General features: G+C 46.8%; 15 protein-coding genes. All 15 read right to left on the bottom strand.

Going from position 1 to position 12324, the window contains the following annotated elements; all coding sequences use genetic code 11:
• Positions 1-94: 94 nt before the first annotated feature.
• Positions 95-1060, bottom strand: coding sequence for a glycoside hydrolase family 25 protein (locus WA407_RS10220; protein WP_235307584.1), 966 nt, complete (start codon positions 1058-1060; stop codon positions 95-97).
• Positions 1061-1217: 157 nt separating this feature from the next.
• Positions 1218-1664 (bottom strand): phage holin family protein, encoded by a 447-nt coding sequence (locus tag WA407_RS10215; RefSeq protein ID WP_235307583.1) that lies wholly within the window; start codon positions 1662-1664, stop codon positions 1218-1220.
• A 401-nt stretch (positions 1665-2065) separates the two neighbouring features.
• Positions 2066-3016, bottom strand: coding sequence for a phage tail protein (locus WA407_RS10210; protein ID WP_235307582.1), 951 nt, complete (start codon positions 3014-3016; stop codon positions 2066-2068).
• A gap of 15 nt (positions 3017-3031) precedes the next feature.
• A complete protein-coding gene (locus WA407_RS10205; protein ID WP_336077312.1) occupies positions 3032-3421 on the bottom strand; it encodes a phage tail-collar fiber domain-containing protein in 390 nt (129 codons plus the stop codon).
• A gap of 41 nt (positions 3422-3462) precedes the next feature.
• The gene (locus WA407_RS10200; protein WP_235307580.1) at positions 3463-4230 is read right to left on the bottom strand and encodes a putative phage tail protein; all 768 of its coding nucleotides are present in this window, start codon (positions 4228-4230) and stop codon (positions 3463-3465) included.
• 52 nt (positions 4231-4282) lie between these two features.
• Positions 4283-4414 carry a hypothetical protein gene (locus WA407_RS10195; protein WP_268819832.1) on the bottom strand — a complete coding sequence of 44 codons (132 nt, stop codon included), beginning with the start codon at positions 4412-4414 and terminating at the stop codon, positions 4283-4285.
• Positions 4415-4455: 41 nt separating this feature from the next.
• Entirely contained in the window at positions 4456-4722 is a 267-nt protein-coding gene (locus WA407_RS10190) for a hypothetical protein (RefSeq protein ID WP_235307579.1), read from the bottom strand.
• A 61-nt stretch (positions 4723-4783) separates the two neighbouring features.
• On the bottom strand, positions 4784-5395 hold the full coding sequence (locus WA407_RS10185) for a hypothetical protein (RefSeq protein ID WP_336077310.1): 612 nt from the start codon (positions 5393-5395) through the stop codon (positions 4784-4786).
• Between the two features lie 12 nt (positions 5396-5407).
• Positions 5408-7999: a hypothetical protein gene (locus tag WA407_RS10180; RefSeq protein WP_336077309.1), complete on the bottom strand. Its 2592-nt coding sequence runs from the start codon at positions 7997-7999 to the stop codon at positions 5408-5410.
• Between the two features lies 1 nt (position 8000).
• Positions 8001-8675 carry a YmfQ family protein gene (locus WA407_RS10175; protein WP_069291309.1) on the bottom strand — a complete coding sequence of 225 codons (675 nt, stop codon included), beginning with the start codon at positions 8673-8675 and terminating at the stop codon, positions 8001-8003.
• A complete protein-coding gene (locus WA407_RS10170; protein WP_336077308.1) occupies positions 8668-9819 on the bottom strand; it encodes a baseplate J/gp47 family protein in 1152 nt (383 codons plus the stop codon). The genes WA407_RS10175 and WA407_RS10170 overlap by 8 nt, the downstream gene beginning before the upstream one ends.
• A complete protein-coding gene (locus WA407_RS10165; protein ID WP_336077307.1) occupies positions 9819-10283 on the bottom strand; it encodes a DUF2634 domain-containing protein in 465 nt (154 codons plus the stop codon). Before WA407_RS10165 ends, WA407_RS10170 begins: the two co-directional genes overlap by 1 nt.
• Positions 10276-10683, bottom strand: coding sequence for a hypothetical protein (locus WA407_RS10160; RefSeq protein WP_254350949.1), 408 nt, complete (start codon positions 10681-10683; stop codon positions 10276-10278). Before WA407_RS10160 ends, WA407_RS10165 begins: the two co-directional genes overlap by 8 nt.
• Positions 10676-11653 carry an XkdQ/YqbQ family protein gene (locus tag WA407_RS10155; RefSeq protein WP_336077306.1) on the bottom strand — a complete coding sequence of 326 codons (978 nt, stop codon included), beginning with the start codon at positions 11651-11653 and terminating at the stop codon, positions 10676-10678. Before WA407_RS10155 ends, WA407_RS10160 begins: the two co-directional genes overlap by 8 nt.
• A complete protein-coding gene (locus WA407_RS10150) occupies positions 11650-12294 on the bottom strand; it encodes a LysM peptidoglycan-binding domain-containing protein (RefSeq protein WP_061830304.1) in 645 nt (214 codons plus the stop codon). Before WA407_RS10150 ends, WA407_RS10155 begins: the two co-directional genes overlap by 4 nt.
• Between the last annotated feature and the right edge of the window lie 30 nt (positions 12295-12324).

The following is a 12324-nucleotide window of genomic DNA, read 5'->3' as shown; positions in this document are numbered from 1 at the left end:
CGGTTGCCTTTGAACCGCCTGTCAATTTACGTTTCAGGTGTATGGCTTGGTTCACATGAAAATAATCCCTTCCGGGCATATGATTTGCAAAAGGTCATTTATTTTTTTTAAACACATCCAGACGGTTCAGTACGACCAGTAAGCGATAAAAATCGTAACTGCTTGGCAGTTTCGCATCCACAATCGGGCTTGCCGGATTAAATGCATCAGCGGCAGCCATCGCTTCCTTCGCCCAGGCCGGTACAGGCATAGCCTGACGCGCCTCCAGTTCAGCTACCCGCTGATCTACCTTTTTAATATAAGCGCTTTGTTCATTCAACGTCTGCTTGAGCACATCTTTGCTGTTTTCAAGAGCGGCGACCTGCTGCTGCAGGGCCTTAAATGCCGCTTTTTCCTCTGCTGTCATTGGCTCATCCCCCTCTTCTCCTGCAAATGCTTGGCGTAGCTCGGCCTCTGTTCCGGCGTATACATTCAGGTCAACCGGCCCTTGAATTCCATCAACCCGTCCACTATCGCTGTATTGCCAAAAGTCCCAGTTCTTCCATGCTGTGGTGTCGCCGGGCACCCGTGTACTATAACGTGCAATCCACAGCTTATAACTACCCAATGGCGCTTTGAAATGGGCGGCAAAAGCATTCCCTGTATATACCATCGGCTTACGGCCGCTTACCCGTTCAAATTCTGTTAAAAATGCCAACGCAACCTCATGAATCGCGGCCGAGCTAAGCCCTCCCGGATTATTTTCGTAATCCATTACCGCTGGCAAGTCCAGCGCTTTCGCACCACCCACCTGATCCAGCACCTCGGCGAAATGCCTGGCTTCCGCTTTTGCTGCATTTACAGTGGTTGCATCTACAAAATGGTAAGCTCCCAGCAGAATCCCGGCTGCCTTGATCCCTTTTGCATTCGTGATAAATGTCGGATCGACGTAACGCTGTCCTTGACTCGCTTTAATAAATGCAAACGATTTACCATCGGCTCGTACACGCTTCCAATCAATTGTTCCCTGATATCGGGACACGTCAATGCCTTCGGCAGCGTTAGGGCTGCGATTCTGCATAAGGCGTTCCCTCCTTATCATTCATAATGTTGTAGCTCACTTTGTCTCTGTTATCCATATGCTTGGACCATCCATACGGTCTGGGCTTTTCCACTTTTACACCGAAAAAAGGGCAAAAAGGTAGTCTGCCTATTTTGTAGTGGCCACTGGCGGCACTTTATGAAGCTTTATTTTTTTTGTCGGAAGGGTCGGTTGGCTTTATTTTTTCTCCACTCGACTTGGACTCAAAAATAGCTACTGCATTCCGCAAAATATTCGGCATCGGCACTCCCATTCTGCCCACATTTTCAATAATGGACAACAGCTCGTTCGCTAAATAAAAGAAAACGACGGCATCCCGGAAGTAATGTGCATCCCCGAGAATACCGTCGATTAGATGAGCTACCGTAATGAGCAAAAACACGGTAACCTTGCGAAAAATACCGTAATACCCCTGGCGGCTTTTGAGCTCCCCATTAATCCAGGCCGCTGCCCATCCGGTGAAAAAGTCGATCACGACCATCCACCACAGCAACGTCAACATTGTGGTCCACCCCCCAAAAAAATAACCGATCAAGGTCCCCGTGGAAAACCCCAGCCAAATCTGATCGATCTTTTCATGCATGTTTGTTCCCCCTTTTGAACCTAGGTGTAAAATGAATGCCCTTGGTTGTCCAAGGGCATAAAAAACACGCTCTGTGTGAGCGTGTGAGTAATTTTTGCGATGTCGCTCGTTCTTCCACCTGTATAACTGGCGCTACTTCTTTAATATAAGCCTTATGAGTTCATGCAATGCTTCTGGCGTCTTCAACAGTACGGCGGTCAGCAAGGATAAGATGTACAAATTTGGTTGCAAAGGCTTTTCAGATTTGTTCATTCATGATGCCACTTCCCCTCATAAGTCAGGACAGCCTAAAAATAGAGTCCATATTCCAACTGCAAAACTACCTGCTCCCTAAATAGCTTTTTTTATTGAGGATAAAGTCCAAAGCCGTCGTCAATCGTTGATTTCATCACATAATTCCTTTAACCGATTGCCCACCATTGAATGTTATTTAATTTATAATACCTTCCGGTTGAACTTGTCGTAGTGCCAGAACTCATATTCATTGTGACCGTAAGTAGATTACTTGAGTTTATACTTACGATGAATTCACCGACCTCATTGGATAATCGACCATTCGAACTAGGGGTTACCAGTGAGATTCCACTCGGCATGGTCTTGCCATTCCAACCACCGGAATGGAAGTACGCATATCCCAACAAGTAAACAAATATTTTACTTACGGTAAATGCCACCGGAATTGTATACGATACAGAAGCCGTGGCAGGTAGACCTATATCATAGCCATCATTTACACTTATATTATCCCCATTCCGGACTATTGTCCCTTCGGCATATTTCACTATAGGTGCATTAGTAATTACTGTTGCTATCTGATCGCTGCTCATGTCAGGATTGGCGCCTCCGAACTTGCCGTTGATCGCGCCTACAATTTTATTTTTAAAATCAACGGCTTGCGTAAAAGCTTGGTCTGCCCGGCTGTATGCCTCATTTGCCCGGTCATATGCCTGTTTGGTGGCGCTCGGTGTAGCTGCCCGATCTGTAGCTCCACTGCTTACAGAAGTGTCGAGCTGTACAATCCCCCTAGCCTGCGTAGAAGCAGATGGTAAATCCGTTGCAGGATGCGTATGCGCCTTAGGTGCTGCATAATCCCTAGTATATTGTTTGGCATTTCCCTCTCCTGCACTCCATACCGCTTGCTTGGCTGCTGTAACATGGAGGTCTGTATTGCTGGCGTGATTGTCCAACGCTTCCTTGGAAGCAACACCGTTCCCAGCCGGGTCCTTTTTGATATTTTCAACCTGTGCGGCCAATTCCTGATCGTTAGCATAAAGCGTATCAATCGGTCCATTCAGGATGTCTGCATGTCCCTGGTCGGTAGTAACAAATCTGCGTGGCTGTTGTATGCTCATACTTCTTCATCCTCCTTAATAGATGTCTTCAATTTCAAAAACAAACTCCATATCACTATCTTTGATCTTGTTGCTCATTGTACGGATGGCCGTCAGCTTCTTCGCTGAATCTACCAAAGCCAGCTCATTAATCGTCTCACCCACCAATTCATTTTCTGCCAGTGAGCAAGTATAACGAATTGTTGCAGGAGCAATAAATTCAAAGCTCGTAATATCCTTTTGAACCAGTTCCTTTTTTAACACCTGTTCTGTTCCATCCAAAGGCAGTGGCTTCCCTGCTTGATCCACACCGCCGCTACCAAACGCCATTTTTACTACTTTTGTCAGCGTTCCTCCCTCAGCGCGGGCACGAGCCATTTGTTCCCTTGCATATGCAGTCGTAACTGTCAAAACTTGTTCTACCATACTTACCATCCTTTCTATCTTTAAATAAAAGTTATATTGGTTTAGACTGAAATAACTTTCTCGGTTGAGCTTAACATCTGACTACCGTCCAGCTTCATACTTCCATCTAACTTCCAATAATGGTCTCGAATTATCATTCTGCCTTCCTGATGATGATCCATTCGATGCTTGATGACCATTTTTGTACGGTTTAAATAGCGCATAGGTTCCTCTGTCCACCCGGACAAAGAAGCTGTTCCGTTCAGTAACTCGACACCATCTAAATACCATGGCTTCCCACCAAAAAAGCGAACTCTCGAACGTAATCGAATACGACAAACCATTTCATTCTCATGAAGAAATGCAAGCCTTGTTTTGTTATTCATATAAAGAGCAAGATGAGCAGGCTTAATATCCTCGATGATCTTTTTGAAATCAATCATATTTTCAGGGATTCTATTTTCAAAGCTTATACCAAACTTATACTCAACCGGATAAAAATACACTTCCCCATCGACACCAAATGAGCTCATGATTTTCCGTATTAAATCCCCTGAAAATTTGCCGCTTCCACGAAGTTTTGACTCCACAACAGATCGCCGCTGTTCCAGCGGCTTTTCCAAATGGATCGGGATACCCAATTCCATTTCCCAGCGTTCAAGCCCCCAAGTGGCGGTGCGAACAAAAAACTGGGCTAACGTATCATCTAGCGCAAGGTATAGAGCATCTAGTTCGCTACCCTTTGCTTCCATATCGACATGCATAACACGAGATGCTTCGTAATAGGCAGGAAGATAGGAAAATAGCTCCGGTCCCCGCGAACTGAACATTCGTTTACTAAAATCATCGGTTACATCTCGGATAACAGATTCTTTTTTTTCGTCAATATCCATCCATACTCACCATCCCCAGCTCTACCCCCTGACCAAATTGAATCGTTATAAAAAGATTGCTTTGTCTGTTCATTTTCAGCTTGGAGAAACCCATTATAATCAGATCCATTCTTTCATACATGCTCGCTCCTCCTTTGAGTACAGGCATTTTTGCTCTCTGCTCTATACCGTTTTTTTACGAAAAATAGAGCTATACCATTTAACCGGTTCTCGCTGTGCACTGGAAACCTCCATAGATGACGATTCCTCTACGTTATCCAATACCAGATCAGAACGATGGGATAAAATCATTTCCTTCACTTGTTTACGTTGTTTTTCATCTAAAGCGTAGCATCCAATGATAGCTGCTATATTACCTTCTCCCCGGTCATAGCGGGTAACACAAGCATAAGCACAAATACGCAATTGAGTCTCTGTTAAAGCAGTCATAGTTATGACTTCACCTCTTTTTAAATAAGAATTTTGCGTCTAAACAGGAGTCAGTACATGGTTATTTTCCTGTGTTACCAAGCATGAGCTGGGTCAGCGTTACTTCGAGATCTGCAATACGCTGCTTCAATTGATCTGTCTCACTTGGCTGTTGCTCTGCTTTTTGTGTCAGTTCCTTAACCGCTTCCTCACTCAATCCTTCACTCCAAAATGTCGTCGGGTCTCTTCGTTCTGGAGTCGAAAAAGCCGGAGCAGAATATATAGGTTCGTCTCCACGTTCGTTTTCCAGCTTGTTTTGCCATTCAACATGCAACTTCTGAAATGAAGCTTGCGATTCCTTACTAATTTTCTCGTACTTCTTTTGTGCCTCAATCAGAGTTTCGTTATATTCTGCTTCATAGGTCAACCAGCCTTGAATATCAAACAGAGGATGATATAAGCTCGGTGGAACTAGAATACCAACCGTATAGCCAGCAGGGCTGGTTTCTGTATTCTCTTCATCAATGGCACTCGATTTATCGGTAGTACGCACATAGATGTCTTGTTGCTGGTCTGTGTCAGATAGTATGAGTGAAGATGGAGCATAAAAAGGGACGACACCCGAAAAGGCATCGTCCACTAGCTTGTCCTCCAGATAGAGGCCATCTGTATTTACTTTAGGTACTGCTTTCATATATTATCCTCCTTAAACTTCTGCTATAAATTGAACGGCATCTAAACGTATCCAACCATAGCCCCCTCTGCCTACTACTTCAACACGTCCGTCAGAGGATATTGCAATTACGGCAGTTTTGTCAGCGGACACCGCATCAGATGCTGCGCAGGTTAATACCGTTAGGATTTTAGGCCTGTATCCTTCCGGCAACCTAAAACACGTGACGGTTGCATTAGAAGTCGGTACCTTTATTGACCCGTGCATCTTAATAAGATTATCTGACATTTTAAGGTACTGAGGCCACATACCCACTGAGGATGTTTCTGCTGTAACGCCATTAAGCAACGTGGGTGTAATCCAGGAAGGGCTATCCTTGTCCGCCTTTTTGTTCTCCACCACAGACAGGCGCAAATTTGCTTGTTGCACGCAGTCTATCAAATCCAACAGCAGTGTCTTTTCGTTGGCTGCGTAGATTCCTGTGAACGGCACAACGGGTGAGAGACCAACCATAAAGTACGTGACACTGTAGGCCGATGCTCTGTCGCTATCCGATGCATTCAAAAGTTGCGATAACGTACCCGCACTCGTGATCCATCCGACGCCCTTAGTCCATCTTGTGTCTAAGACCCCATCTTTGTATACCGTCAACGGTTGTATAGACCTGTTCCTGAGCAAGCGCGCGCTAAAGCTGGCGTTATTTATGTTCATCCTGTTGCCGAACATAGTTCCTGTCTCCATAAATACGTCGGCAGGCTCGCGCAACACAATTCCCGTACCTACTTCAACCTGATTGTCTCCCGCAACGAACGTTAGTTGTCCTTCGGATATGATAGGCTCTGCTGTAGGCGTTGCGAGTTTGTATACGAGTTGGTATGCCGACCAATTTCCATATCTTACGTACGACAAGGATGTTATCGCTGTTGTCGGCAAAGTAGTTACGTACAGCGTTGCTGCGGTCCCGTTCGAATCGTAGATAGAATCAAGCGGACACCACGCCTTCCCTACTGCCTCATTGTTAAACGGCTTACTAACGTCTCCTTGACCAGCCAAATACATCTTCCAGCCCATAAAATACGCCTTTATTTCGTCTGTTGTAGGTGTGTAGTTATCTCCCCATCCACTGTCTGCGCTAGAAATGGACAGACCCACAACACCAGATTCTGGGCTAAGGTGGGATTGATCCGGCCCGCTTAACGGGAAAACATGCTGAACCAACTTACCGTCAAACTTTGTTATCCTCTCACTGTCAACCATTCCATTAGTGGCAGGTATCCGTACAACTTTGTAGCCTGCGGCTGAATCGAAGTAACCCCAGGGTAGCGAGCCGTCAAGCGTCATACTGTGCCAACGTTTGCTTTTATAATATTGCCCATCACATTCAAACACTGTATCAGCATTAGCCCCTGTAACTGGATCGGCGTATAGGTCTGTTTGCAGTGCCAGCATGGAGTCTTCATGCTGCTTGAATGGTTTGGCAATACTGCCGATGTTGAACATAAAGTCTGAAATCGTTACTTCGGCAGTGGATGTGCCCAACAAGCGGATCACTACACCTTTAGTACCTGCCGGAACTGTGAATGTATAAGATATAATTCCGCTACCTGTTACACTACCGATAACCGCAGTCTCGTTTTGCATATTTACATGTATTCTACCCGTTGGTCCACTCGACTGAGCGGAAACCGTGTAAGCCTGACCCGGAACTAATGGGTAGATGGAAGATATCATTATATTTGAAGAAGAAACAACAACACTTCGATCATCTTTAATAAGAGGTGTTCCGACCGCAGTGTCCCAAGAATAAAAAGAGTGTGGGGCCAAATTCTCCCCATACCGGACCGCGTATGGATTACGTACAGGCATTACACTATCTACATAAGGATATTTGTTGTCAATTTGATCGTCGGTCATCGTTGCTAATGCTGCATATTCTGCTGCAGAAATCTCATAGATACGCGCAGCCTCAAAATAAGAATACTGTCCTACAGTACCCTGTGTTACCAAATCTATGTTAGTAATAATATCGCTAGTAGGTGCCAGCCTAAACCAAGCCGTAGCAAAGTTAGTCTTATCCGTAACTACAACTTTCGATTCTACCAGAGCATTCGGAGCCGAGATTCCTGCATCTATAGCGTTACCTACTTTAGCTCTTACAATTGCAACATAGTATTTCCCAGCTAAAAATTTAAAATTACTATAAAACCCCACTCCAACGGTATATCCAGGCTTGATCGTTACTTTTAACGAATTAGGCATTGTCCCTTTATTCAAAGTATCTAGCGCTATATCAGCTTGATACGGTGTTACCCCCCTTAAGCTACTCAAATTCCCCCATCTTCCCAACAAATTCACCAACGTACGCCCGCTCAGCCCCGTCAGCGAAAATGGGGCAGCCTTTTCCGCATGAACAATTTGCACCCCAGGTTCGAGAGTTACCGCCTTACGCTCTGTTGTATCCAGACGCTTCTTGATCTCATTTACACCATCATTCACATCACCTGCGAAATCGTCTACAGCTCGCCAGTTTTGATCCAAATACTTCTCCAGGTCAAAATACGTGGTTTTGGGCGATGTGCGGTCAATTTGATTTAAGCCAAGATTTGGTGTCTTTTCGCTTGCCATGCTATGCGCCACCTCCTAAATATCTATCCTGGGTTGTATGTTCAATTTCATAGAGGGTCATAGACTCAACTTCAGCAATGGTCAGGTAGCGTAATTTGTACTCCACCGCCATGTGAGCGGGCTTGATCTCCTCGATGGCTGCTTTAAGGTCTTCCACGTTGGGCGGAATCCCAATGGTATCGATAAATTTGACCGTAAATCCCCATTCGGCGGGATGAAAAGTGACATCTACCGTGCCTCCGTCGTACGCTTCAGCTACATTTTTGACAAGCCGGCCGGAAAAGGTTCCTGCCCCTCGCAGCTTCGATTCCACCACAGCACGCCGTTGGTCCAATGGCTTCGCCAGGTCGGTTTCGATCCCCAGCTCCATTTCCCAGCGTTCCAACCCCCATGTGGCGGTACGTACAAAAAACTGTCCCACCGTTGCATCCATTGCAAGATACAAGGCGTCCAATTCGCTTCCTTTAGCATCCATATCGGAACGCATCACACGTGAGGTTTCATAATAGGCAGGCAAATAGGAAAGCAGCTCGCGTCCCCGCTCGCTGCTCATTTGGCCCACTGTATCTCCCTCTATAGTTACCCGATTAACAAAAGTGTCACTACGGTTTGCACGTTTTCCCTGGTCTGGGTTATTCAATAAATCTTCAAAGCTGTTCGTTCCATTGTTACTCACTGACGCTCACCGTCCCCAGCACTGCCACCTGACCTGATCCAATCTCAATATTCTGATTGCTCTGTCCATTGATTTTCAGTTCAGAGAAATCAATAATAATCGGAATGTCCAGCAGCACAGCAGAAATCCGGGTATATCGTACCAACGGATCTTCCTTGTAAAAAGCAAGCTGCTTCAAATAGTTCCGCACACCGCTTTCGATCAGCTTTTTGATTTCATCCAATGTGGACGGCTTCTCTTTGGTACGCTGTACCTTGACTGAGATGTTAATTTCCACTTCTGTCGCTGGCATGATCGTCACCACAGGACCCGCTGGTGCCAGCCCTTCTCCTTGCCCATCCTGCGTCGGATCAATATACTTTTGCACCGCAGCCACGATATCCGGGCTGGCTGCTCGTTTGTCCGTATCCAGTACATATAACCCTACGGTTCCAGGTCCTTTCCACAATGGAACAACCTCTACACCGCCCACTCCGGCAATTTCATTCGCCCACTGGGTATACTGCGCCTTGTTGCCGCTTGTGCCCTGGTTCCGCACCTTGGCATAAAAACGCTCCAGCAACAGCTGATCGCTCTCAACGTCTGTGCCGCTTTTTGTTTCCTCGGTATTGATCACAGAGGCCACCCCGCTAACCGGGGTTGCCATCACTTGGATGACACCCGCAGGCACATTGCCGCTACGCCCGGGATTAACCGCCCGAATAGCTGCTTCCCCGGCACCTTGTTCATCCAGCGTGACCGATGCCGTGGTCGCATATTCAATGGAAGCTTCCCCGGATACATCATCTGCCGGGGTCGCCACCAAGGTTCCCGCCGGGACAGTCGTTCCCGCTGTGCCCGTGAACGTGACCATACCTGAAGCGGCAACCGCTTCTCGCCGTGTCACCCCATGCTCTGCTGTTCGCAAATCCAGCTCCGGCGAGCGAAAATCCGGGTTGTCGCTGGCTGCTGTGCTGGCAAAGCCACGTCGCAGCAGCTCTTGCGCCCAGATTGCCGCTTCGGATAGCATAAACGCTACCGGCGCCTGCGCATCCCAAATAAAAGAGCCCTCGGACTTATCCATGTCCGAAGGCACTTTTTCCAGCATCCGATTTAAAATTCCCTCTTCCGTCTGGTCTACCAAATATTCCGGCAAGTCTGCCATTAGATCACCACACTTTCCACAATTTCCGTTTCATCTCGCACGTTCGTAATCTGGCAGCTAAAATGGCACGCCTCACCTTCCCAGCGAAACGTGAATTGATCCACAGTAGCCGTACGTGCATCTGCTAGTAACGCCTCCGTGACCATGCGTTTAATTTCACTTTCCTGCACACCGTGCCCATAGCTGCTACCAATCAGCTCCTCCAGCTCGCTACCATAGTCAGGTGAATAGATCACATGCCGGTAGCGAGGAGTGCGAATCGCTTTTTCACACCACTGTACCCAGGCTTCTTTCTCGCCTGTAGTCACGATTTTACGGCTAGGGCTCATAACAAACTCACCAGCTTCAAAATCAAACCGCCAGCTTCGCCCAAATACTGCGCGGTTATCCTCCAGTACATCCGGGTCGGTCATATCCATGTCTGTCCAGATCATATCATCTGTTTCGGGAAATAAATTAGCCACGTCCACTCACCACCTTGCACACAACAACTACATCGTTACCGCTATTCACCCGAACCGCAAGTACACGATCTCCGGGCTTAAGACCTTCGTTCAAACGTAGATTCACATCCTCCAGCTCGTCTTCCCCGATATAAAAGGAAGTTTTCAGCTCTTTGCCTTCCCAATTTTCCGATTCCACTGCGGTTGAGGTGCCTTTATACATATGACGTGGTACAGACAGCAGCCCCGGTAGCTCGGCGACCAAATAATCCTGAAGCTCATGTTTAAAATCGTCCAGCTTGAGTCCCGTGGAGGTGATCGTTCCTAGTACCGCGCCTACCCCACTCAGTGCTTGCTTGGTATGCTTATGAAATGAAGATTGCAGCGCAGTAGCCAAATGCCCATAGGGGTCCTTATTCAAGGTAAAACCTCCTTTTCACATCGTCATACGTTCCGAGCTCCAGCGACATACTGCCGGGGTTACCTAATTCCCTGCTCACCGAAATGACCAATAACTTTATGGAGCCTAACATTACCGCGTCTCCTGCTCGGATCGTGTTCATGTCCGGTGCATTTACTGATATCGTTTGCTGTATGCCTCTCAGCTTACTTTTGGCCAACTCACGTGCTGCTGCACCAGACTTGACTTCGTCATCCTGTACGATCACCTGAAGTGTCCCATATTTGGCAATGTCCTTCTCCTCAAGCGCCATCACCTTGGACGGTACCTCATTGCCTGATTCACTGGCAGCCGTAGCCAGTACCTTCACTCTTGTGGCCGCACCTTCCAGCGTACGGGATTGAGTTGTATCCGTGACTCTCTCCAGAGCATACACATCTTTGTTCGTTCCCAGCTCGTACAGCTCCAAGCCGGAAGAAATCATCCGTGGATGATACAGCTTTCCCCCCGCCTTTGCCGTTTCGCGCAGATCTCCCAGCATCATAGAATAGATGGACTGTGTGCGGTATACGGCGCGTCCTAGCGTTTTTTTCGTATCTGGCAATGAAGCGATTTTCAGCTTCCAGTCCCTAGCATACTTCTGAAAACGCTGAGTAGCCGTCTGCTTGGCAGGAAGTAAATATTCATCTTCGGACTTGTCCAAATACACCGTACGGTCATATAACGTCAGCGTCATACGTTTGAGCCCGTTGTTAGAGGTTTCTACTTCCCAGACCACTGCGGGGGACAACAAGGGAACATAATCTTTTTTACCATAAGGAATTCCGCTAACCCGAATAGACATCCCAGGGGAAATGGCGGGCATATCCGGCGTAACGACCAGATTGACCGTGCCCTGATAGGCGATTTGCTCCAGCGAATCCCTCAAATTAATGTTCTCCACAAGCGGCGACAAATCATATTTATCCTGTAAAATGACTTTATAGCTCATGACAGCACCAGCTTTTGCCCCGGTTTAATTGCATTCGGATTTTGTCCAATGACCTTTTTATTAAGCTGATAAATACGACTCCATTGGGAGCTATCCCCCAACTCCAGCTTGGCAATTTTGGACAAGGAATCCCCGGACTTAACCGTATATGTTTTTTTCTTTTCTTTCATATCTGTGCGGGGCTTTTTGTTGACCGCAGCCGCCTTACTACCCGTGACGCCAGCTTTTTTGGCAACTTTCATATCACTCCAGGTCCGCAGTGACAGATCAAAATTCACATCCCCATACTCGCCGCCGCGAAAGATCGAATTATGAGATGCCACAATTACTGGCACATTCACGGCTGTCTCCGTAATAATAAAACGTAGCGGGTTCTTGGATAACAAAAAGCCATTCAACGTGTTCATGGCCTCCTGCGGATCAGGGATATCTTTGTATGTGCAATACGCTGGATTGTATTCTTTCGGAAAAAAAGAAGAGAAGGAGATTTCCTTCACCTTCTCCCCTTGTGGGAAGTCAAACTCCCCATAGGATAAAATCGTCGTTGTATCAAATCCCTTTTGCCGTGAGATCGTCACTTCCTCAGGATTTACTGGAAACTGAAACTTTTTTCCTTTACCATCCGTCAAACTAAATTCCATCTCTTTCCTCCTTCCCCATTGCTACCATCT

Origin of the sequence: Paenibacillus sp. 203 (genome assembly GCF_037027525.1) — a bacterium.
Lineage (GTDB): Bacteria > Bacillota > Bacilli > Paenibacillales > Paenibacillaceae > Paenibacillus > Paenibacillus polymyxa_B.
The sequence above is the reverse complement of the archived record's forward strand: the minus strand, read 5'-3'. Positions and strand labels throughout refer to the sequence as shown.

What these genes read in the sequence shown, in the direction of transcription:
- WA407_RS10215 (WP_235307583.1), bottom strand. Translation starts at nt 1,664, where the DNA reads ATGCATGAAAAGATCGATCAGATTTGGCTGGGGTTTTCCACGGGGACC.
- WA407_RS10185 (WP_336077310.1), bottom strand. Translation starts at nt 5,395, where the DNA reads ATGAAAGCAGTACCTAAAGTAAATACAGATGGCCTCTATCTGGAGGAC.
- WA407_RS10220 (WP_235307584.1), bottom strand. Translation starts at nt 1,060, where the DNA reads ATGCAGAATCGCAGCCCTAACGCTGCCGAAGGCATTGACGTGTCCCGA.
- WA407_RS10150 (WP_061830304.1), bottom strand. Translation starts at nt 12,294, where the DNA reads ATGGAATTTAGTTTGACGGATGGTAAAGGAAAAAAGTTTCAGTTTCCA.
- WA407_RS10155 (WP_336077306.1), bottom strand. Translation starts at nt 11,653, where the DNA reads ATGAGCTATAAAGTCATTTTACAGGATAAATATGATTTGTCGCCGCTT.
- WA407_RS10170 (WP_336077308.1), bottom strand. Translation starts at nt 9,819, where the DNA reads ATGGCAGACTTGCCGGAATATTTGGTAGACCAGACGGAAGAGGGAATT.
- WA407_RS10190 (WP_235307579.1), bottom strand. Translation starts at nt 4,722, where the DNA reads ATGACTGCTTTAACAGAGACTCAATTGCGTATTTGTGCTTATGCTTGT.
- WA407_RS10195 (WP_268819832.1), bottom strand. Translation starts at nt 4,414, where the DNA reads ATGTATGAAAGAATGGATCTGATTATAATGGGTTTCTCCAAGCTGAAA.
- WA407_RS10200 (WP_235307580.1), bottom strand. Translation starts at nt 4,230, where the DNA reads ATGTTCAGTTCGCGGGGACCGGAGCTATTTTCCTATCTTCCTGCCTAT.
- WA407_RS10210 (WP_235307582.1), bottom strand. Translation starts at nt 3,016, where the DNA reads ATGAGCATACAACAGCCACGCAGATTTGTTACTACCGACCAGGGACAT.
- WA407_RS10180 (WP_336077309.1), bottom strand. Translation starts at nt 7,999, where the DNA reads ATGGCAAGCGAAAAGACACCAAATCTTGGCTTAAATCAAATTGACCGC.
- WA407_RS10205 (WP_336077312.1), bottom strand. Translation starts at nt 3,421, where the DNA reads ATGGTAGAACAAGTTTTGACAGTTACGACTGCATATGCAAGGGAACAA.